Source organism: Marinobacter sp. (assembly GCF_041687235.1).
Classification (GTDB): Bacteria; Pseudomonadota; Gammaproteobacteria; order Pseudomonadales; family Oleiphilaceae; genus Marinobacter.
On record NZ_JAWLCH010000007.1, the window covers coordinates 142,536 to 165,527 of the forward strand.

Consider the following 22,992-nt stretch of genomic DNA (forward strand, 5'->3'; position numbering starts at 1 on the left):
GTTGTTTCTGCGTCAGTCGGTCTCGTTCTTTTTGTGGCTGGCCGCCGGCAGCAGAATCCTGAAGGTGGTACCTTCCTCCCCCGTGCGACAAGCAATGATGCCCTCCATGTCATCAACAAGCTGTTTCACAATGCTCAGGCCCAAACCGCTGTGGCCCTCTCCTTTTGTGGTTCTTACCGGTGAAAACAGGGTGTCCCTGATATCTCCGGGTATTCCGTTACCTGTGTCGGTAATTTCCAGCTCGACCCAGGTGCGATGATTCTGCCACACCGGGGAGGAGGTATGTATTTCAACCCTGCCGCCGTGTGCCGGAAGGCTTTCGGCGGCGTTCCGGACGAGGTTGATAATCACCTGGCGTATCCTGGTGGTACCGGCGGCAACCCGTGTCGGCTCGCTGCAGAGCGATAGCTGCAGGTTGCGGTCTTCAGAACTGAACAGGCTATCTTCGAGGATACGCGCAAGACTTTCCAGTTCGGCATTGAGCTCAACGCCCTCATCACCCTGTTCAGTGAGTTCAGTATGGCTCATTTGCAGCAAGAGGTTGCCGGCCCGGTCCAGTTCATCGCGGATGACATCCAGTTCCTGCTGAACCTCAGCATCTTCCAACCTCCCTCGAAGCTGGTAGATGTACTGCCTGATAATGGTTAGCGGATTACTGACCTCATGCACCTGTTTACGTAACCGGTCGCGAGCGATTTCCTGGTCCAGTTGCTCATTGCCAGTCTCCGCTTTGGCCGAGGTTGAGGTCCGGTTTGACAGCACGGATGCGAGCTGTGCGGTAAAAATATCAGCCAGCTCAAGCGTCGTCGGCAATTGGTCGTTGTCGGTGCCAAGGGCGAATACGCCCGGACAGCTACCACCGCTATTTACCGGTACGGCCAGGAGGGAGGGAGTGTGAAGCAGAGACAGCAGCTGACGATCAAGTACCGTTGGCGATCGTTCGCCAAGGCTGACCGGCAGGCCGGAAATAAAAGCTTCTGTCAGCACGCTGCCGCCCGGGTTTGCGGTTACTGCGAGGTCAGGGATATCGCCAATGGTCCCGGACAGGAGCACGAGATTGTCTCCCGTGTGCCCGAAGCAAAGGGCGGGAAGGCCTGTGATCAGCGTCAGACTGTTAACCGTTTCGGCGAGAATGTCTTCGGTTTCACCGGTCAGGTCGGCAAGGTTGATGGCCTGGTTTGCCATGGCCTGGCGCAGAATGGTCTGTTTCAACTGCCGGGACGCGCTTTCGCCACAATAGTCCTCATCCAGGGGAATGCCCAGAGAAGCGGCCATGCCCGAGACCTCATGGCCGATGCGGCGGTTGATCTCCCGGGTAAGTTCTTCGCTCAGTCCGAATACCGTGCCGGCGGCTGCAATGCCGGCGGCATCGGACAGAGCCAGCCGTGTAGCCAGGCTGATCAGCTTTACCAGATGCCCGGCATCCCTGAGTTCCGAGGGCAGAGCCTGCTGATAACGCATGGCATCGGCGGCCATGGGGCCCAGCCCCCATGAAGCGACCAGTTCGGCGGCAATGTCCGACTGGTGATCAAGATAGTGTTGCTTCGCCTCCGTTGCTGGCGTTTTAATAGCAATCAGCTCACCAATGTTGTGAAGCATGCCCAGCATGAAGGCTTCGTCTGGCTCTGGATAGCGAGTCAGCGTGGCCAGGGCCCGGGCGGTCAGCGCGGTGGTCAGTGAGTGGCGCCAGAAATCTCTCAGTTGCTGCCATTCATCGCCGCCAAGTTCGAAAAGGAGTTGGCGCAGGGCTGCGGTGAGGACCAGGGTATGGAATCGGCGGGTGCCGAGTCTCAGGAGTGCCTGGTCAACCGAGCGGATCGGTGTGGAAGGGCCATACAGGGCGGAATTGGCCAGTGCCAGTATGCGGGCAACGAGGGCCGTATCGGCTGAGACGATCTCACTGATTTTTCGGTAGCTCTCGTCCTGATGACAAGCATCGAGCGCCCGCAGAGTGACCTCCGGGAGACTCGGTAGCTGTAAATCAGGCGCAATGTGCATAGGCTTACCTGCCGTGCGACGAAACAAGTCAGTAACTGACGGAGCGTTCATTCTTGTTGTTGGAAAAGAGCTTAGACAATAATCCGTCGTTATTAAATACTTATTGCTCTTTTTTTAAGCAACATATTATCTGATTCGTGATATGTGTAGAATTTTTACAGGTTAAAATACCCACAACCGTAAAATCAGGGACCTAGATTACCGGTGATGAACGCCAGAGAACCTGTCAAGCACAATCCGAACCAACCTCGCACCATCGCCATTACTGGTGGCAAAGGTGGGGTGGGCAAGACCTCGGTCGCCCTGAACCTCGCGCTGACCCTGGCGAGGCAGGATAACCGGGTTCTGTTACTGGATGGCGACACCGACCTGGCCAATGTCAGCATCATGGTTGGGCTGTATCCAAGAAAGACCCTTGCCAACGTCATGGCCGGAGAATGTGGTCTCGATGACATTATTCTCGAGACCGATTATGGCCTGCACATTGTTCCGGGGGCGTCCGGTGTCCAGGAGTGCATGGACATGGGGCCTGCGGAGAGTCTCCGGATTCTCCGGGCGCTTTACAACCTTGAAAGCCGCTACGATTACGTCATCACCGATACTGCCGCAGGTTTGCAGGCTGCCGGATTGCATATGATTGCCGCGACCGAGCTGGCCTGCATGGTGGTGACTCCGGATCCGGCCTCCCTGACTGACGCCTTCTCCCTGATCAAGGTGCTCCGGCGCAGGGGTTACAGCCGGATTCCCAGCATCCTGGTGAATATGGCCCAGGGGGCCAGCCAGGCGCGCTCGGTGTTCCAGCGCCTTGATGCTGCAGCCCAGCGCCACCTTGGGATCTCGCTTCATTATATGGGCGGGATCTGGCGGGACGAGACCCTGCGCCAATCGGTGCTCAATCAGAAGCCCGTTGCGCTTCTGCCGGTTTCAGATCCCTCCTGCCGCCAGTTTCACACCCTCGCCGACATGCTGGATGTGCGGTTGTCCCAGTTGCCCAGACGCAAGGCAGGCATCGCGGCCTATTGGCACAAGGTTTCGAAACGGGAATCCGCCACTGTGCCGGGGACGTCGACGAGGCCGGCGCCAAAAGCCGAAAATGAAGCGCCGGAGCTGAAGGACCGCTGCCTTGGTGCTGTCGGCGAGTTGGAAGCGGTATTCGGGAAGGCGCCGGTCGATCCTTTGCTGCGTTATGAGGCATTCACCCGGCTTTTTGCACTGCTGGGGAGCACGTTGGACAGTGATGCCATCGAGATAATCCAGACCGGACTGGGCGCCTTCCAGTGGGATAACCTCAGTCCGGAACGAAGAAAGCATCTGGCCATCCATCTCCGGGAGCTGGCGGACCAGATTTCGCCCCCCGCACGGGAACCGGAAACGCCTGAACCGGCGCACTCGGTACTCCGTGAGCCCTTTTACGACCGCATCAGCTTTGGCGAGCAGGATCGCCTGGTGCGGGTGTTGAAGGAGCAACCCGCCGATATCTCCCTGGATCAGCTTTTGCGGTCACTTTCAGGAAATGATCAGGGACGCTCCTGATAGGCAGAAGAACCTACCTTCTTTTCCGTCATTTTATTAGCACTTTTTGTAGCGTAACTTTGCTGTGTGTCACCGCTCTGTCACCAAAGTTGTGCAAGGATTGAGCATAAATCTGAATCGTGGCCCGCAATATGCAGTGGATCTGGTGTACCTGATTCGCAAACTCTCCCCTGCCGGCAGGTATGCGCCGGCGACGAATTGAAATGAGAAGGAGTTCTCCCATGGCAACACAGCAGCTGAATCCCGGAGCGTCATCAAAAGTGCTTGAACGACTCCGGGGCAAGCATGTTCTCATTACCGGAACCACCGGATTTCTTGGCAAGGTGGTTCTGGAAAAGCTTATTCGTGCCGTTCCGGACATCGGCGGCATTCACCTGCTGATCCGTGGTAACAAGCGTCATCCGGATGCCCGTGAGCGCTTTTTCGAAGAAATTGCCACCTCGTCGGTTTTTGACCGGTTGCGCCAGGATGACAACGAAGCGTTCGAGACCTTTATTGAAGAGCGCGTGTATTGCGTGACCGGAGAAGTGACCGAGCCATTGTTTGGCCTGTCTGGTGACCGTTTCCGCAAGCTGGCGGGTGGCATCGATGTGGTGATCAATTCCGCGGCGAGTGTGAACTTCCGCGAAGAGCTGGATAAAGCGCTTTCGATCAACACCCGGTGCCTCGAAAACGTGGCAGAGCTTGCCCGCCAGAACAAGAGCCTGGCGGTCCTTCAGGTTTCCACCTGCTACGTGAATGGCATGAACTCCGGCCAGATTACCGAGGCCGTGATCAAACCAGCGGGTGAATCCATTCCGCGCAGTACCGAGGGCTACTACGAGATCGAGGAGCTGGTTCGGCTGCTGGAGGACAAGATAGCCGATGTCCGCTCCCGCTATTCCGGCAAGATGCTTGAAAAGAAACTGGTGGATCTGGGTATTCGCGAAGCAAACCGTTATGGCTGGAGCGACACCTACACTTTCACCAAGTGGCTGGGTGAGCAGCTTCTGCTCAAGGCTCTTTCAGGGCGCGCGCTCACAATTGTGCGGCCCTCCATCATTGAAAGCGCGCTTGAGGAACCTGCGCAAGGCTGGATCGAGGGCGTGAAGGTGGCGGATGCCATCATCCTCGCCTACGCCCGTGAAAAGGTTACGCTGTTCCCCGGCAAACGTTCCGGCGTTATTGATGTCATCCCGGTCGATCTGGTGGCAAACGCCATCATCCTGGCGGCGGCCGAAGCCATCGGAGAGAGCCCCCGTCACCGGATTTACCAGTGCTGCAGCGGCAGCTCCAATCCGGTTACCCTGGGTCAGTTCATTGATCATCTGATGGCGGAATCCAGGGCCAACTTTGCAGACTACGATCAGCTGTTCTACCGGCAACCCACCAAGCCCTTTATTGCGGTTAATCGCCGGTTGTTCGATGCGGTTGTGGGCGGGGTGCGTATCCCCCTGAGCATTACCGGAAAGGTTCTGCGCATGCTGGGCCAGAATCGCGAGCTGAAAGTACTCCGGAACCTGGACACCACCCGCTCTCTGGCGACCATCTTTGGCTTCTACACCGCGCCGGACTATATCTTCCGGAACGATGACCTGCTGGCGCTGGCGGCCCGTATGGGCGAACTGGACCAGGTGTTGTTTCCGGTAGACGCCCGCCAGATCGACTGGGCTGTTTACCTGCGCAAGATCCACCTGGCAGGGCTTAACCGTTATGCCCTCAAGGAGCGTAAGGTATACAGCCTGCGTTCTGCCAAGGCCCGCAAAAAGGCTGCGTGAATACAGGGGCCCGGCCGCTGCGGCCGGGCTGCTCCTGCCCGGCCATCTTCTCTCCCGGTTTGCCATTGGCTCCGATGGAACTATCCTTTTAAAAGCTTCTCGTTCGGCGCAATTTACCGTTGTTTTCTTGCGGTTTTTCGACCGTTTTGGGCTAAAAGTTCAGGCGGATTAGGACGTTAGTCTAATTCATTGTGTGGTGGCTGACATGGTGAACTACCACTATCCGTCTAAAGGGCCGGAGAGGCCTCAACGTCTGAATTCCAAAACCGATAATGACAACAGACTCTGACTAAAGGGGGAGCACAATGACTGATAAACAGGTATATCCGGTAAGCCCGGAGGTGGCCAAGCAGGCGCTTCTGAACCGGGAACAGTATGAAGAAATGTATCGTCAGTCAGTTGAAGACCCGGATACTTTCTGGGGTGAACACGGCAAGCGCCTTGAGTGGATCAAGCCCTACACCAAGGTGAAAAACACGACTTACGATTACAACAACCTGTCCATCAAATGGTTCGAAGATGGCCAGTTGAACGCCTCAGCCAACTGCCTGGACCGTCATCTGGAAAAGCGTGGCGACCAGACAGCCATCATTTTTGAAGGTGATGATCCTGCCGATTCCCGCAACGTGACCTATCGCGAACTGCACGAGGAAACCAGCAAGTTTGCCAATGTTCTGAAAGGGTTGGGCGTCAAGAAGGGTGACGTTGTTACCATCTACATGCCGATGATTGTCGAGACAGCCGTTGCCATGCTGGCTTGCGCTCGTATCGGTGCGATTCATTCCGTGGTCTTCGGTGGCTTCTCTCCCGAAGCCCTGGGTGCGCGGATTGTAAACGGCAAGTCCCGCTTCGTAGTCACTGCAGATGAAGGTGTGCGTGGCGGCCGCAAGATTCCGCTGAAAAAGAATGTGGATGCGGCTCTCAAGAACGAAAACGCCGCCAGTGTCGAGAAAGTGGTGGTTGTTACCCGTACCGGTAACTCCGAAGTACCCTGGAACGATGCCCGCGATGCGCGTTATGAAGATCTGATGAAGACCGCGGCGGCCGACTGCCCGCCAGAGCCCATGAACGCCGAAGATCCGCTGTTCATGCTGTACACCTCGGGCTCCACTGGCGCGCCGAAGGGTGTTCTGCACACCACCGGTGGTTACATGGTTTACGCCTCCATGACCCATGAGTACGTGTTCGATTATCACGAAGGCGACGTGTACTGGTGTACTGCCGATTTCGGCTGGGTGACAGGCCACAGTTATATTCTGTACGGCCCGCTGGCTAACGGTGCCATCACCGTTCTGTTCGAGGGTGTGCCCAACTACCCGGACAGTTCCCGCATGGGGCAGGTGGTCGACAAGCACAAGGTAAACATCCTGTATACGGCTCCGACCGCTATCCGCGCCCTCATGGCGGAAGGCGAATCCTGCATGAACGGCACCACCCGCGAAAGCCTGAAACTGCTGGGCTCCGTTGGCGAACCCATCAACCCGGAGGCCTGGGAGTGGTACCACCGGGTCATCGGCAACAGTAAGTGCCCCATTGTTGACACCTGGTGGCAGACCGAGACCGGCGGTATCCTGATTTCTCCGCTGCCCGGTGCGATCGACCTGAAACCGGGCTCTGCCACCGTTCCGTTCTTCGGTGTTCAGCCGGCCCTGGTGGACAACGACGGGAATATCCTGGAAGGCAAGACCGAGGGTAACCTGGTTATCCTCGACAGCTGGCCGGGCCAGATGCGTACGATCTACGGTGATCACGAGCGCTTTGCCCAGACTTACTTCAGCACCTACAAGGGTATGTACTTTACCGGTGACGGCGCCCGCCGCGATGAGGATGGTTACTACTGGATCACCGGCCGCGTCGACGACGTTCTGAATGTGTCCGGCCACCGTCTGGGTACCGCGGAAGTGGAAAGCGCCCTTGTCGCCCATGAAAAGGTTGCCGAAGCGGCCGTGGTTGGCTACCCCCATGAAATCAAGGGGCAGGGCATCTACGTCTATGTCACCCTGGTTCATGGCGAAGAGCCGTCGGACGAGCTGAAGAAGGAACTGGTGCAGTGGGTGCGCAAGGAAATCGGCCCGATTGCCTCTCCGGATGTGATCCAGTGGGCGCCTGGACTGCCCAAAACCCGTTCTGGCAAGATTATGCGTCGGATTTTGCGTAAGATTGCCTCTAACGAGCATGACCAGTTGGGTGATACGTCCACGCTGGCAGATCCGGGTGTAGTGGATGACCTGATCAGCGGTCGTGCGAACCAGTAACGCCTGGGTGTTACCAGGCTATGTACCTGTAAGGAACCTGTTGAATGGCACAAACAATTATCGTCGCTGATGATCACCCGCTGTTTCGAGCAGCATTGAAACAGGCGGTCAGTCAGGCGGTGCCCGATGCCGAGACGGTGGAAGTCGACAGCATCAAGGCATTGCAGGCGGCGGTAGAATCGCACCCGGATGCGGATCTGGTCCTGCTGGATCTCAATATGCCGGGTGCCCATGGTTTCTCCGGGCTCGTGTTCATGCGCGGGCAATACCCGGGGCTGCCGGTGGTCGTTGTGTCAGGATCCGAGGAGTTGCAGGTCATGCGCCGCTCGATTGACTACGGAGCGTCCGGCTTCATACCGAAGTCGGCGCCGCTGCCAACCATCACCGAGGCAATTCAGGCTGTCCTCGAAGGGGATGTCTGGTTGCCGGACGGTGTGGCCGACAAGATCGAGCGGATGCATTCGGATGCCACAGACTTTTCCGAGAAACTGGCCTCGCTGACTCCGCAACAGTTCCGTGTGCTGGGTATGCTGGCCGAGGGGCTTCTGAACAAACAGATCGCCTATGATCTGGATGTTTCCGAGGCCACCATCAAGGCCCATATCACGGCGGTTTTCCGCAAGCTTGGGGTACGGAATCGGACCCAGGCGGTGATTGCGATTCAGCAGATGGAGATTGATCCTTCGGATCAGTCGTTGTCAGGTAGCTGATTCGGTATTACGGTTTGAATAACAAAACGGGAGCCTTCGGGCTCCCGTTTTGTTTTTGGAGGAGTGATAAACCTGATTATTTGCTGCCAGCGTACCCCAGTTCTTTGTCCACCAGATTGAACAGCTCCTGCCCCTTGTGCCAGCGGTCGAAGTTCTCCAGAAACTGGTCGGTCAGCGCCCGCTTCCAGCCGATGAAGTCGCCGGCCATATGGGCTGTCATGGTGACATTCTCCATGTCCCAGAGCGGGTGATCTTCTGCCAGTGGTTCCTCCTCGAAGACATCGAGTCCCGCGCCGGCAATCTCGCCGTTCCTGAGCGCTGTAATCAGATCATCGGTTTTGACAATCGGGCCACGGCCGATGTTGATCAGGCGGGCGGACTTTTTCATGGCCTTGAACGCCTTTTCATCGAACAGGCCTTCGGTCTGCGGTGTCAGTGGGGCTGCGATCACGACGAAGTCAGCGTGGCCCAGTTGCTCGTACAGGTCGTCATTGCCGTGCACCGCCACGAAATCGGGGTCTTCCTTTCTGGGTTTGCGGGCAATGCCGTGAGCCTTCAGTCCGGCAGCACCGACCAGGCGGCCAATCTGGCGGCCGATAGAGCCTGCGCCGACAACCAGGACCTGCTTGCCTTCCGCCCGCTCGGTATCCCGGTGTTTCCACTGGTGTTTCATCTGCAGCCGGATGGAGTTCGGGAAGTCCTTGGCGAACATCAGGATGGTGCACAGCACATACTCGGCAATGGTGCGGTCGAAGATGCCGCGGGCATTGGTTACGGTTACGTCACCCTTGATCAGGTCGGGAAACATAAGAGCATCCACACCTGCGCTGGTGGCGTGGATCCATTTCAGCCTGTCTGCCGTGTGCCAGGCGGCCGCCAGGGCTTCCGTGCGGAAGTCCGTCACCATCATGATGTCGGTTCCCGGAAGAGTGTCGCGGAGGCTTGGCTCGTCACAGGCGAAGCGCACATCCGCGCGGGCCCTGAGAGCGTCCATTCCCGGCGGTTCCTGTTCTCCCGGTGCGGTGAGAACGGTAACAACAGGTTTGCTGTGCTGAGTCATTGAGCCTCCGCCTTTTGTGATGAATGACGATGTGTAACTGGTGCTTGCCCGCGAGGGGTATTTACAGTCTGGTCGGCAGGTCTTGTCGGGTCAACTTGCGGGGATGCAGATTTGCCTCTGACGGCGGTAATGGCGGTACTTTCACGTACATCATCTTTATGACGTTTTGTCTTGTAGAGCCCTTCCATACTGACTAACCTGCAGGAGTGGATTTTATTTGCCCCGTATTCAGGAGGTGTTTATGGCAGAAGCCGCCAACAAAGAAACCGGCCAGACCAAACCGCGTAGAGTGAAGTACCGGAAAACGAAGGCCAGTTGGAACCCTGCCATGCAGGCAATCCCGGTGCCGGGCATCCGGCGCATGGTGAATATGGCGGCCACCATGAAGGATGTCATTCATCTTTCCATCGGTCAGCCGGATCTGCCGACGCCCAAGCATGTGATTGATGCCTACATCGATGCGCTCAATGCGGGACAGACCGGTTACACCATGGATGCCGGGCTGCCGGAACTGTTGGTGGCCCTGCGCGATTACTATGGCAAACGCTATAATCGCAAGCTGACCCGGGACAATATCCTGATTACCAGCGGCGCCACAGAGGCCATGTACCTGGCTATTTCCGCGACCTCTGCACCCGGGCGGCAGTTTATCGTGACCGACCCGTCGTTCCTGCTCTATGCGCCCCTGATCAGGATGAACGGCGGTGAAGTGAAATTCGTGGCGACCCGGGCAGAAAACAACCATCAGCTGGATCCGGATGAGGTGATCCGGGCCATGGGGCCCCGGACGTTTGCACTGATCCTGAACAACCCCAACAACCCGACCGGAGCGGTTTACCCGCGGAGCACTGTTGAAACCATCCTTGAAGAGTGCGCCTACCGGGGTATTCAGGTTTATGCGGATGAAGTCTACGACCACCTGATCTTTGATGACGACGACTTTGCCAGCGTGCTGAACTGCTCAATGGACCTGGACAACATCATGTGTATCAGCAGCTTCTCGAAGACCTACAGCATGGCGGGGCTGCGTGTGGGCTGGGTGATTTCCAGCCAGGCGGCCATCAAGTCCTTGCGGCGGTACCACATGTTCACTACATCGGTGGCCAATACGCCCTCCCAATTTGCCGGTGTGGCGGCATTGACTGGTGACCAGCAATGCGTTCGGGATATGGTCGACATATACCGGGAGCGCAGGGACAAGGTGGTTGAGCTGATCGACCAGACTCCCTATATGACCGGCTACAAACCGGGCGGAGCATTTTTCGCGTTTCCAGAGCTGCCGCCCCATGTTGATGGCTCGGACCTGGCGTTGCGGATGCTGAAAGAAACCGGCGTGTGCATGGTGCCCGGTGATGCCTTTGGGGAAGCGTGCACTAACGCCGTGCGGATCAGTTTCTCCACGACCTGCGAGAAACTGGAAGAGGCGTTTGATCGGGTTATCCCTTGGATGGCCAAGCAACAGTTCTGAGGTGATGCGATGTCAGCCCTGGACTCGGTTTTAATTCAATGCCCGTACTGTTGGGAGACGCTGGATATCAGCGTCGACCCGTCAGTGCCGGAGCAGGAGTATGTCGAGGATTGCCAGGTCTGCTGCCGCCCCATCCTGTTACGTGTGGTTTTTGACGACAATCTGACGCCTCAGGTTGAGGCCAGGGCTGAAAATGAATAGATCGCCGCTGTATGTCTTTCGGGCGCTTCTGGTCCTGCTGCTGGTGCTTGCCAGCGGATGTGCCAGCCTGTCGCCCTATTCGATTTCCGAAGGTGAACTGGAACGGCATCTCCGGGATGTGGTGAGCGAATTTGATCGTAACCAGTTGACGAGCGGCTCGCCGCTGAGCCTGAGCCTGGATGACGCCGACATTACCCTGGGGCCTGACGGCCGGGACGTTGCCGTGATAGACCTGAGGGGGCAGGTGGCTCTCAACGCCTTAATGGCGAAGCTACCCGTTGACATTGCTCTCAAGGTAGAGGGCGCGCCGGTCTATGACAGCACGGAGAAGGCCATTTTTATCAGGCGGCTGCAGCTACTGGATAGCAGCATCGACTCACCGTTTTTCAAAGGGGATCTCAAGCCTGTTACCGATACGGTAATGCGGCTCGTGGCCCAGATGCTGGAAACCATGCCGGTTTACCGGCTGGACGAAACGGATTTCGCCCAGCGTATGTTCGGTATGATGCCTGTGGATGTGCGGGTGGCGCCTGGGCGGCTCGAATTTGTCATGGCCGACCAGTAGCCCGAATTATTGGGATAGGCGCTGACAGATGGCTGAGCCGATTTCATGGGTGCCCCGGCGGGTACCCGAGCTCTCAGCCAGATCTGCCGCCACCGCATCGAACAGTTCCTTGCCGGCCGCAGCAATAGACGGGTCCTTGCGGCCCAGCCATTCCAGCATCCGGGCTGCGGTAAACAGCATGGCGGTGGGATCGGCCAGGCCCTGTCCGGCAATATCCGGGGCGCTGCCGTGAGTAGGTTCGAACATGGAGGGCATGTCTGGATCGGTCGGGTTCAGGTTACAGGAAGGCGCAACTCCCATGCCCCCTGACAGCACGGCTGCCAGGTCTGTCAGGATGTCTCCCTGCAGGTTGCTGGCAACCACCACATCAAATGCCCACGGGCTCTGCACAAACTTCATGCAGGCCGCGTCCACCAGCTCATGGTGCGTGGCCACATCCGGGTATTCTTTGCTGATTTCGTCAAAGGCCTCGGTGTACATATCGCCCCAGTAACGCAAGGCATTTCGCTTGGTCACCAGGCATACCTGGCTTTCGCAGGTTCGGCCATCCAGGGTCCGGAATGCCCGCGTCCGTCCTTCTTTTACGCGGTCTGCGGCGCGGTTTCGGGCCTGCTCAAACCCGTAGCGGATGATCCGGTCTGTTGCCTTGCGTGTGAAGACTTCCATCTGGGTGGCCACTTCATCGGGGGTGCCCTTGCGCAGGCGGCCGCCTTGGCTGACGTACTCGCCCTCGGAGTTTTCCCGGATGACCAGCATGTCGATGTCTTTGGCCCGTTCATCCGCCAGATACTGGCGGGCCCCGGGGAGAAGCCTGGCCGGGCGCTCGCAGACCCATTGATCGAACCCTTTGCGCATGTCCAGCAATGGTGCGAGGGAAATGCTGTCTGGCAGCAGGTAGCGATCTGGATCGTCCATCGGGCCAGGATCGCCGAGTGCGCCCAGCAGAATGGCGTCGTATTTCTGTAATTGCTCAAGAGCATCCGCTGGCATGGATTCTCCGTGTTCCTCATGCCAGGCATGAGATGGCCACGGAAATCGCGTCCACTCAAGGTTCAGGCCGTGCTTGGCGCGCAGGGTCTCCAGGCAGCGTACAGCCTCGGCCACCACTTCGGGGCCTATGCCGTCGCCCGGGGTCACTGCGATACGGGTAGTTTTGGCCATTCGGGAAACTCCTTTTGAGGACAGACACGTATAAACGACAAACCCCAGTTTAGTCATGTAAACAGGGGATGCCACCGTTTGACATGCTTTAACCATAAAGTGGTTTTACCGGGGAGGGGTTCGAAGCTATATTGGGTGAAAATATGTCCTATAGACATGTCAATATGTCGCACAGACACAGCATAATCGCCAGAAGTGAATTCAGGAGTTGAAGTGAACCAACCCGCCGTACTGTTTGATGAGTCTCATTGTGAGCAATGTGCCTGTGGAGCGGGGTTGGATTTTTCCTTTAGCTTCGCGTTCCAGCCCATTGTTGATGTTCTTAACAAATCTGTTTACGCCTACGAAGCCCTGGTGCGTGGTACTGAGGGTCAGGGTGCTATGAGTATTCTCTCGAAGGTGAATGAGCAGAACCGCTACGCTTTCGACCAGGTTTGTCGGGTCAAGGCGGTCAAGCTTGCTGCCAGGCTAAAAATGGAGTCAATGCTCAGCATTAATTTCATGCCCAATGCGGTCTACCGGGCCGAGTACTGTATTCGTACCACCCTGGCGGCTGCCAAGACCTATAATTTCGACACCCGCAAGATTATTTTTGAGCTCACAGAAGACGAACAGTTGACGTCCACATCGGTGGACCATCTTGTATCGATCATAGAGGCCTACCAGGAGATGGGGTTCAGCACAGCCATTGATGATTTCGGAGCTGGTTTCTCTCGCTACAACATCATGATGGCGAGCCCGCCGAATCTTCTTAAACTGGATATGGCGCTGGTTCGTAATATACATGAGCAGCCCAACAAGCAGGCCGTGGTGGCGGGAATTATTACCATGATGAAACAGCTCGGCGGTCAGATTATCGCTGAGGGCGTCGAAACCAAGGAAGAGTATTTCTGGTTGCGCTCCCAGGGCATTAACCTCTACCAGGGCTATCTGTTTGCCAAACCGGGTTTCGAATGCCTTCCGGAGCCCGAGTTTCCGGCTTGAATCGCCCTTGAACTGACAGGAACGACACCTTGCTATACCGAATGATCACCATTGTGGGCGGACTGGTTTTTGTCATCATCCTGTTCGCCTTGATCTGGTTTTTCTGCAAGAAATTTCTTGAGCACCATGGCGTTACTGACCAGGTGAAGGACCGCGCCATGGTTCTGGCCACCTGGACTTTTGCTGGTATCAGCGTCGGGTTGGTTTTCGCGGTGGTTGGTGCGTTCGTTCTGGGTCCCTGGGCGTTCTACCGAACCCTCAGGGGCCATGATGTTGAAATCTCCGATGGCGCTGCCGTCTGGTGGGGGTTTGGCATTGTCGTGGCTTCTCTGGGCATCACGGCCATCGGGTTTTTCGGGTTCCTGTTGCTTGTCGGGGCCTACTGATCGTCAACTGATGGCTTTCAACTGCTCCCGGAACCAGATCAATGCCGGCTCTCTCTCATAAGCCTTGTGCCAATACAGGTGCACGTCGATAGATGGCAGGTCTGCTGGCGGATCCATGATCCGGATGTTGGCCCGCTCGGCAATGATGCGGGCATAGGCTTCCGGCATGGTCAGCAACAGGTCGGTGTCCTCCACCACTCTGCACGCTGCGTAATAATGCTGGCACCTTAGCCGGATGCTGCGCTGAACCCCCAGCCTTGATAGCTCGAAATCCTCGATCCCGGGGCCCTCGGACCGTGAAGACACCAGCACGTGTTGTGCGGACAGGTACTCTTCCATGTCCAGAGCTCCTTCTGCCAGTGGGTGACCCTCCCGTGCCAGAACTACGAGCCGGTCGCGCCGCAGCAGTTCGTGGGAGGTCTGGTTGCTCACGGGCAATAGCACATCCACGGCAAAATCCAGTTTGCCCGCCGCCAGTTGCGTCTCCATATCACGCCGCGCAATCCGCTGACTGACGATTTCCAGTTCCGGGTAGGCGTCCAGTCGTGCCATCAGGCGGGGCAGGAAGGTGGATTCCAGTATGTCCCGCAACCCGAGGGAATAGGTTTTGCGCTGGGTGGCCGGGTCAAAGGCATGAAACTGGTTTACCGCGCCCTGGATCTGGGTGAGCCCCGGTCGCATGGACTCGAGGAAGCGCCGGGCCAGGGGCGTTGGCACCATCTGGTTGCCCTGGCGGGTAAACAGTGGATCATCAAAGTGGTCCCGGAGCCGGGATAGTGAGTGACTGACCGCAGGCTGTGTCAGATGCAGTGCCCTGGCCGCGCGGGTCAGGCTGCCTTCCCGGTAGATGGTGTCGAAGACGTGCAGCAGGTTCAGGTCCAGGCGGTTGAGGGCCATGAGCAGGGTCCGTTTTGCTGAAGAAGTGGAATAAGTCTGACTGATAATAAACGATAAGAAAAATTCAGTCGCGTAATAGTTAAGTCATCCCTAGACTGGCTTCAACGTGATTATTCCGTGCACGCCACCGTGCAACAGTCAGCGAGGATACGGCGATGGATTTCAATATTTCCGAGAAAGGGCAGGATTATCTCAACCGCGTGAAACAGTTCATGAAGGATGAGATCTTTCCCATTGAAGCGCAGTACCACAAGGAGCTTGCCTCCCTGGATGATCGCTGGGTGGTGCTGCCGATTATTCGGGAGTTGAAAGAAAAGGCCAAAGCCCAGGGCCTCTGGAACATGTTCTTCCCGGACGAAAAGTATGGCTGCGGCCTGCTGAACTCCGACTACGCCCTGATTGCCGAGGAAACCGGGCGCAGCTTTATTGCGCCGGAGATCTTCAACTGCAACGCGCCGGACACCGGCAATATGGAAGTATTGATCCACTACGGCTCGGAAGAGCAGAAAGCAGAGTGGCTGCCACGGCTGCTCAGCGGTGAGATCCGTTCCGCCTTCTGCATGACCGAACCGGCAGTTGCCTCTTCCGATGCTACCAACATGGAAGCTACCGCCGTTGTCGAAGGCGACGAAGTGGTTCTGAACGGTCGCAAGTGGTGGAGCACCGGTATCGGACACCCCGACTGCAAGGTTGCCATCTTTATGGGCCTGACGGATCCGGAGGCCCACAAGCACCGTCGTCATTCCATGGTATTGGTGCCGCTGGACACTCCGGGCGTAAAGATTGAACGTATGCTGCCGGTATTCGGTGAATACGATGAGCCTTACGGCCACGGCGAGGTGCTGTTCGATAACGTTCGCCTGCCCAAGAGCGCATTCATCGCCGGACCCGGACGTGGTTTCGAGATTGCCCAGGGCCGTTTGGGGCCAGGGCGAGTACACCATTGCATGCGGGCCATCGGTGCGGCAGAGCGCACGCTGGAGCTTCTGATCAAGCGTGCCACCACCCGCGAGGCCTTCGGGCGGCCGATCGCCAAGCTGGGCGGCAACCCGGATATCATTGCCAATGCCCGCATGGCTATTGAGCAGGCCCGCCTGCTGACGCTGAAATGCGCCTGGGCTCTGGACACCAAGGGCATCATGGGTGCACTTCAGGAAGTCTCAATGATCAAGGCGGTGATTCCGTCCATGCTGCAGACCATTGTGGATCAGGCCATTCAGATTCACGGTGGTGCCGGGGTCAGTGATGACGACTTCCCGCTGACGCAATTGTTTGCCTATGCTCGTGTCTTGCGTTTGGCCGATGGGCCTGATGAGGTGCATCGCGCCATGGTGGCCCGGTTGGAGCTTCGTAAGTACAAGCTCTGAGGCTGGCTCAAGAGTCAGCGGAGCCTCATCGTTTGGTGCCGGGAGCAGGTGGGAGACGGTTTCTGAAACACGCTCCTTGCGGCACGTCCATGTGACGCTTGGGCTCCGCCATCCATGGCTCCGCACAGTTTCAGAAACCGTCTCCCACCCGCTCCTTCAAACTTTGGAGTGGGCTGCTGGTTTTGGAGATGAAGATCAGCTAACTCGAAAGTTCGGGAGCTGGTGCCGGGCAGGCCTTTCCAAAACCTTGCGGAGCCATGGATGGCGGAGCAGAGCGTACATGGACGTATTCACAGCGTGTTTTGGAAAGGCCTGCCCGGTAGCAGCTCTTGCACCAAAAAAAGAACACGAACTCCAAACCTAACGGAGAAGAACAGCGATGACACAGAGAGTATTCATAACCGGCGGAGCCAGCGGTCTCGGTCGGGCGATTGCATTGCGGTACGCCAAAGAGGGCGCCAAAGTCTGCATCGGCGACATTAACCCGGAGCAGGGCGTTGGCGTTGAGAAAGAGATTACGGCAGCCGGAGGCGAGGGCTACTACGTCGAGTGCGATGTTCGCCGGCTAACGGATTTCGAAAAGGTTCGCGATGATCTGGTGAAGAAATGGGGTGGCGTTGATGTGGTGGTGAACAACGCCGGTGTGGCGTCTGCCGGTTCCATTGAAGATACCACCATGGCGGACTGGGAGTGGATTCTCGATATTAACGTGTTGGGGGTTGTTCGCGGCTGCAAGGCGTTTACACCGCAGTTCAAAAAGCAGGGCTCTGGGGCGTTTGTGAATGTGGCTTCCATGGCCGGGTTGATGCTGGCGCCTTTGATGGATAGCTACAATGTGACCAAGGCCGGTGTGATTGCCCTCTCTGAAACCCTGAGCCAGGAGCTGAGGGATGCGGGTATTCATGTGAGCTGTGTGTGCCCGGCGTTTTTCCAGACCAATCTGACCAGCAGCATGCGTTCGGATATTCCCGGCATCCAGCAGAACGTGAACAAGCTGATGAAACGGTCCACCGTGACCGCCGAGGATGTAGCCGAGGATATTATCCGGTCGGTGAATAACAAGAGCTTCTGGGTATTGCCCCACGCCAAAGAACGGCGCATGTGGATGCTCAAACGCCATGCGCCCAAGGCTTTCGACTGGCTGATGCATCAGGAAAGCAAGCGCTGGATGAACAAGATGGGTGGCAGCAAGGCCTGAGGGCGCTGTCTCGAACTGTCTTAAACTGAAGATTCAATAGGAGAGTCCTTAATGACCCAGATCGACCAGGCCGTGGACATCCGGGAAGGCGAGGAGCTGGACACCGGCGCCGTAGACCGGTTCATGAAAGAGGCAATCCCGGATCTGCAAGGCGAGCCAGAGATTCGTCAATACCCGGGCGGCGCTTCAAACCTGACCTACCAGGTGGACTACGGTGATCGTTCTTATGTGTTGCGCCGGCCGCCGTTCGGCAAGGTCGCCAAGTCCGCGCACGACATGCTGCGCGAGGCCAAGGTCATGCGGGCGCTCAAGCCGGTCTATCCCTACGTGCCCAACATTATCGCCATCTGTGATGATCACGACGTGCTGGGTTGCGATTTCTATGTGATGGAACGGTTGAAGGGCATCATCCTGCGCCAGGACTTTCCGAAGGATTTCGAACTCAGTGAAGCCGATACCCGCAAGCTTTGCCTGAACGTGATCGACAAGCTCGTGGATCTCCACCGTGTGGATGCCAAAGCAGCAGGCCTGGACAAGTTGGGCAAGGGTGAGGGCTACGTTCAGCGCCAGATTGGCGGCTGGAGTGACCGCTTCCGCAAGGCCCGCACCGACGATGTGGGCGACTTCGAGCAGGTCATGAGCTGGCTCAACGACAAGATGCCCGACGACATTGCCCAGGTGGTGATCCACAACGACTTCCGATTCGACAACGTGGTGCTGAACCCGGACAACCCGTTCGAGGTAATCGGCGTGCTGGACTGGGAGATGGCTACCATCGGTGATCCGCTGATGGATCTGGGTAACAGCCTGGCTTACTGGATCGAAGCCGATGATGAAGGCCCGTTCCAGATGCTGCGCCGGCAACCGACCCATCGCCCTGGCATGCTCACCCGCAAGGAGGTGGTGGCGTATTACATGGAGCAGTCCGGCTTCAGGGCTGACAACTTCGACTTCTATGAGATCTATGGCCTGTTCCGGCTGGCGGTGATCGTTCAGCAGATCTATTACCGTTTCTACCACGGCCAGACCAAAGACAAGCGTTTCGCCGCCTTTGGCCATGCGGCCAATTACCTTGAGAAGCGCTGCCAGCGACTGATTGCCGAGAGCTCCCTGTAATGGCGACGATTTATCTGGTTCGCCATGGCCAGGCCAGTTTCGGGAAAGAGAATTACGACCAATTGTCTTCCACCGGCTGGGAGCAGGGCAGGGTGCTTGGTCGCTGGCTGGCAGGCAAGGTGGAACCGGCGGCGATTTTCGGGGGCGATCTGGAGCGCCATCGGGAAACCGTCGAAGCCATCGCCACCGGGTACGGATCCAAACTGCCGGATATGCAGGTGGTTCCCGGCTTCAACGAGTTTGACCACACAACAGTCGTGGCCCGGTACCGCCCGGAGTGGAGTGACCGTGCGGTGATGGCGCGGGATCTCAAGGCCTTTCCCAAGCCGGCCAAAGCTTTCCAGGAGGCCTTCGTGCACGCTGTGCACCGCTGGGCCTCAGGCGAGTATGACCATGAGTACGACGAAGCCTGGCCGGACTTCAAGGCCCGGGTTCTGGCCGCCTTTGAGGAAATGATTGAGTACGCCGATGGCGGAGATGTGCTGGTGGCCACCTCAGGTGGACCGATCTCCGTAATCGCCCAGTACCTGCTCGGCCTGGAAGACGCCCGGGCGCTGGGCCTGAACGAGGTGATTGCCAACACCAGTGTTTCAAGGGTGCTCTATTCGGGCCCAAGGCGCAGCCTGGCCGTTTTTAACAACTACAGCCACCTGGAAGCGGAAGATCCCGCCCTGGTGACATTCCGATAGAAAATCGAGGTGAACGAATGAGCAGCAAGAACCTGTTTGACCTGACTGGCAAAGTTGCCCTGATTACTGGCGCCAGCCGTGGTATTGGCGAGAGCATTGCCCGTACCCTGGCTGAGTACGGGGCACACGTGATCGTCAGTAGCCGGAAGATTGACGGCTGCGAAGCCGTCGCCAGCAGCATCCGGGATGCCGGTGGCAGTGCTGAGGCATACGCCTGCCACATCGGCGAGATGGAGCAGATTGAAAGCATCTGGGCTCATATTGAAAAGACCCACGGCAAGCTGGACATACTGGTGAACAACGCTGCCGCCAACCCTTACTTCGGGCCGGTAGAGGACACCGACCTGGGAGCGTTCAACAAGACCGTGGATGTGAATATCCGGGGCTATTTCTTTATGTGCGCCCGCGGCGCCCAGATGATGAAGAAAGCCGGTGGCGGCTCGATTGTGAACGTGGCCTCGGTGAACGGGGTTAACCCTGGCCACTATCAGGGTATTTATTCGGTGACCAAGGCCGCCGTGATCTCAATGACCAAATCCTTTGCCATGGAGCTGGGCCAGCAGAAAATTCGTGTGAATGCGCTGCTGCCGGGGCTGACCGATACCAAGTTTGCCAGCGCCCTGACCACCAACGAAGCCATTAAGAAGCAGGCCATGGCCCACATCCCCATGAAGCGAGTGGCGGATCCAAGTGAAATGGCGGGTACTGTGTTGTACCTGGTTTCAAATGCTTCCAGCTATACCACGGGCGCTTGCATCAACGCCGATGGTGGTTACCTGACCATCTGAGGGTACCCCCGGGGTCAGATGAAAGCCTTCATCTGACCCCTCGTTCAAACGGTCTCGGCAATCAGGCCGGCGAACAAGTGAGTGCTTCAAAATCATTGTTGAGCTCTACTGCCCGATTCTGCAGATGGGCCAGTGTTGTGTTGTCACCCGCCAGGATCAGATCATGCATCAGGGACGCCATGGCTACGCGACTCTCCGCCATCATGGCTTCATAGGCATCGCCCCGCACTTTCTCTGAATTCATAATCAGGTATTCCAGTTCCGCCTCGAATGTTGGCTCGTTTCTGCTTTCCAGAAGCTCCAGCAACGCCAGTTGCCAGTTTCTGCGGCCCTGCAGCCAGATTTCAGTCTGTGTACCACGGTTCGCGGACCATTCCCGGACAATCTCACGCTGCTCACTGTTCAGCTCCCCGAGCCAGCGCTCCACCCGCTCAGCCGTTCTCTCGGCGCGGGCTTCTGCCGTCGCCTTGGGGGAATCGGCCAGAAATTCCTGTTCCATTTCCTGCTGGCTCTGAGCCATATTGTCCGCCAACTCCTTCACCTGTTCGTCGCTCAGACTGGAGAGAAGGTTTGTTGCAACCGGCGTTGCCCGTTCCAGAAGGCTCGGGAAAAAACTGAAAAGCTGCTGCTGATGGTATTCGACAGTGGCCTGATCGGGCGGATTATTGGATACGTCAGACTCGAGCTCATCCAGCCAGGCCTGATAACGGGGCAGCTCGGCACTGCAATGCCATTGCCGTAGTTGCTCAATATCGTTGTTGAGTTGCTGCTTCTGGTCGGCGGTAAGAGAAACATAATCCTCGACCCACCATACGATGCCCCAGTCCGCATATCGATAAGCCAGCTTGGTCGAACTGCAGCCAACCAGACCAAACGCCAGTAACAGAATGAGAACAAAGGGTTTAGCAAAACTGGTTGTGCTCCCGTGACCGGTATCCATGGCTCACCTGTCTTGGTAAAAAGGCGTATCGAAAAAGGGTTGCAAGCTCACTATCATTCGACGTTTATTGATTAACAGTGTACGACATATCACGCCTTTCAGATGCTGCTCCGACCTGTCCCGGAGCGTGATTCAGGAGAAGTCATGAGCAAAATGAGACTTTCACGTCTACGCCAGCTGATTTTCGGCTTTTACATGTCCGGAATTATGTCCCTGCTGATGTCCGGAGTGATCACCTTCATCAATACAGGCATCGACAGTGAGTTCCACTACAGATGGGGACCGGCTTTCCTGGTCGCCTGGGCCGTTGCCTTCCCTCTGGTGACCTTCATCGCGCCGCTTGCCGGGAAGATGACTGAGTTCACCATGCGCAGACTTGACTGATTGCGTACACCTGTAAGCTTAAATGTTAAAAGATGCAAATCCGTTCTTTCTGACTCCCCGTAAATGCATTGACGCATGATTCAAGGACTGAATTTGTGCAGGTTCGAACCACTCAAATCCTGGTAATTAACCTCTATTAGTGGGGAACGGAAACAATGAATACAAAATTTGCTTTACCGATGGTTTTGGCGGGCAGTGTCTTGCTATCCGGGTGTTGGCTTGATGACGATGATGATCCAGCAACCACCAGTGTCCGAGTCCTGCATGCATCGTCGGATGCACCAGCGGTGAATGTTCGGGTGAACGGTGATGTTGTCGTTCCCGGCGCTGATTACAAGCAAGCAGCAGTTCTGAAGCCGAGTGCCGGTCTTGCCGACATTGCTGTGGATGGGTTGCTGCCGGGCGATCAGACAGCGACAGTGATCTCAGCTGACGGTGTGTCTCTCCGCTCAGATACCAAATACGATGTGATCGCGGTTGGCAAAGTTGGTGACGATACCATTGAGCCTTTGATTCTGACCGATGATGGCGCCCGCGACGACGCTAGCAGTGCGCGTCTGAGGGTTGCTCATTTGTCGCCTGAGGCCCAGACAGCTGCCGGCGGTCCGGTGGATGTGTATGTTACCGCCTCTGGCGACCCGCTTCCCGCTGAGGCTACCTTCAGCTTTTCCTTCAAAGAAAGCATAGGGCCATTGGAGCTTTCAGCCTCGGACGACTACCGGATCCGGGTTACCCCAGCAGGCTCTGACACAGTTGTTTATGACAGTGGTCAAATTGGCTTGCCGGCAGGTTCTGATCTTCTGGTCGGCGCCGTTGACAACACTGGTGCGAATGGCGATGCCAGCCCGATTAGTTTGATTGTGGTGAACGGTGGGGACGTGGCTGAAATTTTTGACGTTGACCAGCAATCTGGAGTTCGTGTAGTTCACAATTCCTTCGATGCGCCTGACGTAGATGTGCTGTTAAACGATGCAGTTGCTATCAACGATTTGGCTTATTCGCTAACAGCGCCGGGGTCAATGCTGGACAACTATGCGCAGGTTCCGGTTGGTACCCAGAACGTGAAGGTTACACCATTCAACGACAACGCCACTGTAGCTATTGAGGCGGATCTGGAATTCGCAGCTGGTGTTGGCTATACGGTGATCGCAAACGGATTGTTGGCGAACATCGAAGCCTTGGTTTTGACTGACACAGTTCGTGACATCGCAACCCAGGCATCTGTGCGAGTCGTTCATGGGTCAACTTTGGCTGGTCCGGTCAATGTTTATCTGCTGCCTGAAGGGCAAACCGCGGTGGGCAATGCATCACCGGTTCTGAGTGGCGTAGAGTTTGGCCAGGAGTCGGGATATCTGGCTGCCACACCGGGAACCTATAATCTGCTTGTAACGGATGCAGGTGGAAATACTGCGATAGGCCCTTTGGAAGTTAATCTTGAAGCGAGTGGCATATACACTGCGGTCGCCAGAGATAATGACACCTTTGACGGTGCTGATCTCATACTACTGGACGACTTTGCGATGCCGCCGACCTAA

General features: G+C 56.9%; 21 protein-coding genes. 16 read left to right on the plus strand and 5 right to left on the minus strand.

What is annotated here, in order from left to right:
- Positions 1–12: 12 nt before the first annotated feature.
- Positions 13–1,998, minus strand: coding sequence for an HDOD domain-containing protein (locus ACESMK_RS11830; RefSeq protein ID WP_372998662.1), 1,986 nt, complete (start codon positions 1,996–1,998; stop codon positions 13–15).
- Between the two features lie 207 nt (positions 1,999–2,205).
- On the opposite strand from ACESMK_RS11830, the gene ACESMK_RS11835 reads away from it, so the two are divergent.
- The 4 genes from ACESMK_RS11835 to ACESMK_RS11850 all read left to right on the plus strand — a co-directional run bounded on the left by ACESMK_RS11835 (position 2,206) and on the right by ACESMK_RS11850 (position 8,253).
- Complete coding sequence (locus ACESMK_RS11835; protein WP_372998665.1) at positions 2,206–3,531, plus strand: MinD/ParA family protein; 1,326 nt, start codon at positions 2,206–2,208, stop codon at positions 3,529–3,531.
- Positions 3,532–3,752: 221 nt separating this feature from the next.
- Positions 3,753–5,288, plus strand: coding sequence for a fatty acyl-CoA reductase (locus tag ACESMK_RS11840; RefSeq protein ID WP_372998668.1), 1,536 nt, complete (start codon positions 3,753–3,755; stop codon positions 5,286–5,288).
- 305 nt (positions 5,289–5,593) lie between these two features.
- Entirely contained in the window at positions 5,594–7,543 is a 1,950-nt protein-coding gene (gene acs, locus ACESMK_RS11845; RefSeq protein ID WP_372998671.1) for an acetate--CoA ligase, read from the plus strand.
- Between the two features lie 44 nt (positions 7,544–7,587).
- Positions 7,588–8,253: a LuxR C-terminal-related transcriptional regulator gene (locus ACESMK_RS11850; protein WP_218637053.1), complete on the plus strand. Its 666-nt coding sequence runs from the start codon at positions 7,588–7,590 to the stop codon at positions 8,251–8,253.
- 76 nt (positions 8,254–8,329) lie between these two features.
- Here the strand turns inward: ACESMK_RS11850 and ACESMK_RS11855 are convergent, their stop codons facing one another.
- Entirely contained in the window at positions 8,330–9,313 is a 984-nt protein-coding gene (locus ACESMK_RS11855; RefSeq protein ID WP_372998674.1) for a D-2-hydroxyacid dehydrogenase, read from the minus strand.
- 241 nt (positions 9,314–9,554) lie between these two features.
- Between ACESMK_RS11855 and ACESMK_RS11860 the strand changes: the two genes are divergently transcribed.
- The 3 genes from ACESMK_RS11860 to ACESMK_RS11870 are packed head-to-tail and all read left to right on the plus strand — an operon-like array spanning position 9,555 to position 11,547.
- Positions 9,555–10,781: a pyridoxal phosphate-dependent aminotransferase gene (locus ACESMK_RS11860; protein ID WP_372998677.1), complete on the plus strand. Its 1,227-nt coding sequence runs from the start codon at positions 9,555–9,557 to the stop codon at positions 10,779–10,781.
- 9 nt (positions 10,782–10,790) lie between these two features.
- Positions 10,791–10,982: a CPXCG motif-containing cysteine-rich protein gene (locus tag ACESMK_RS11865; RefSeq protein ID WP_372998681.1), complete on the plus strand. Its 192-nt coding sequence runs from the start codon at positions 10,791–10,793 to the stop codon at positions 10,980–10,982.
- Positions 10,975–11,547, plus strand: coding sequence for a DUF1439 domain-containing protein (locus ACESMK_RS11870; RefSeq protein WP_372998684.1), 573 nt, complete (start codon positions 10,975–10,977; stop codon positions 11,545–11,547). The genes ACESMK_RS11865 and ACESMK_RS11870 overlap by 8 nt, the downstream gene beginning before the upstream one ends.
- 6 nt (positions 11,548–11,553) lie before the next feature.
- On the opposite strand, the gene ACESMK_RS11875 is transcribed toward ACESMK_RS11870, so the two are convergent.
- Positions 11,554–12,708: an isocitrate/isopropylmalate dehydrogenase family protein gene (locus tag ACESMK_RS11875; RefSeq protein ID WP_372998687.1), complete on the minus strand. Its 1,155-nt coding sequence runs from the start codon at positions 12,706–12,708 to the stop codon at positions 11,554–11,556.
- Between the two features lie 213 nt (positions 12,709–12,921).
- Here ACESMK_RS11875 and ACESMK_RS11880 point away from each other — a divergent pair, with 213 nt between their 5' ends.
- A complete protein-coding gene (locus ACESMK_RS11880) occupies positions 12,922–13,692 on the plus strand; it encodes an EAL domain-containing protein (RefSeq protein WP_372998690.1) in 771 nt (256 codons plus the stop codon).
- Positions 13,693–13,721: 29 nt separating this feature from the next.
- Positions 13,722–14,078 (plus strand): hypothetical protein, encoded by a 357-nt coding sequence (locus tag ACESMK_RS11885; RefSeq protein WP_372998693.1) that lies wholly within the window; start codon positions 13,722–13,724, stop codon positions 14,076–14,078.
- Positions 14,079–14,081: 3 nt separating this feature from the next.
- Here the strand turns inward: ACESMK_RS11885 and ACESMK_RS11890 are convergent, their stop codons facing one another.
- On the minus strand, positions 14,082–14,975 hold the full coding sequence (locus tag ACESMK_RS11890; protein ID WP_372998696.1) for a LysR family transcriptional regulator: 894 nt from the start codon (positions 14,973–14,975) through the stop codon (positions 14,082–14,084).
- A 155-nt stretch (positions 14,976–15,130) separates the two neighbouring features.
- Here ACESMK_RS11890 and ACESMK_RS11895 point away from each other — a divergent pair, with 155 nt between their 5' ends.
- The 5 genes from ACESMK_RS11895 (at position 15,131) to ACESMK_RS11915 (ending at position 20,133) form a co-directional block, all read left to right on the plus strand.
- A complete protein-coding gene (locus tag ACESMK_RS11895; RefSeq protein ID WP_372998699.1) occupies positions 15,131–16,342 on the plus strand; it encodes an acyl-CoA dehydrogenase family protein in 1,212 nt (403 codons plus the stop codon).
- Positions 16,343–16,721: 379 nt separating this feature from the next.
- Complete coding sequence (locus tag ACESMK_RS11900) at positions 16,722–17,540, plus strand: SDR family oxidoreductase (RefSeq protein ID WP_372998702.1); 819 nt, start codon at positions 16,722–16,724, stop codon at positions 17,538–17,540.
- A gap of 51 nt (positions 17,541–17,591) precedes the next feature.
- A complete protein-coding gene (locus ACESMK_RS11905; RefSeq protein ID WP_372998705.1) occupies positions 17,592–18,656 on the plus strand; it encodes a phosphotransferase family protein in 1,065 nt (354 codons plus the stop codon).
- Entirely contained in the window at positions 18,656–19,345 is a 690-nt protein-coding gene (locus ACESMK_RS11910) for a histidine phosphatase family protein (protein WP_372998708.1), read from the plus strand. Before ACESMK_RS11905 ends, ACESMK_RS11910 begins: the two co-directional genes overlap by 1 nt.
- A gap of 17 nt (positions 19,346–19,362) precedes the next feature.
- A complete protein-coding gene (locus ACESMK_RS11915) occupies positions 19,363–20,133 on the plus strand; it encodes an SDR family oxidoreductase (protein ID WP_372998711.1) in 771 nt (256 codons plus the stop codon).
- 61 nt (positions 20,134–20,194) lie between these two features.
- On the opposite strand, the gene ACESMK_RS11920 is transcribed toward ACESMK_RS11915, so the two are convergent.
- The gene (locus ACESMK_RS11920) at positions 20,195–21,073 is read right to left on the minus strand and encodes a DUF6279 family lipoprotein (RefSeq protein ID WP_372998714.1); all 879 of its coding nucleotides are present in this window, start codon (positions 21,071–21,073) and stop codon (positions 20,195–20,197) included.
- Positions 21,074–21,217: 144 nt separating this feature from the next.
- On the opposite strand from ACESMK_RS11920, the gene ACESMK_RS11925 reads away from it, so the two are divergent.
- Together ACESMK_RS11925 and ACESMK_RS11930 are read left to right on the plus strand one after the other, a co-directional pair.
- Positions 21,218–21,457 carry a DUF2798 domain-containing protein gene (locus ACESMK_RS11925; RefSeq protein ID WP_064227162.1) on the plus strand — a complete coding sequence of 80 codons (240 nt, stop codon included), beginning with the start codon at positions 21,218–21,220 and terminating at the stop codon, positions 21,455–21,457.
- A 155-nt stretch (positions 21,458–21,612) separates the two neighbouring features.
- A complete protein-coding gene (locus ACESMK_RS11930) occupies positions 21,613–22,992 on the plus strand; it encodes a DUF4397 domain-containing protein (protein ID WP_372998717.1) in 1,380 nt (459 codons plus the stop codon).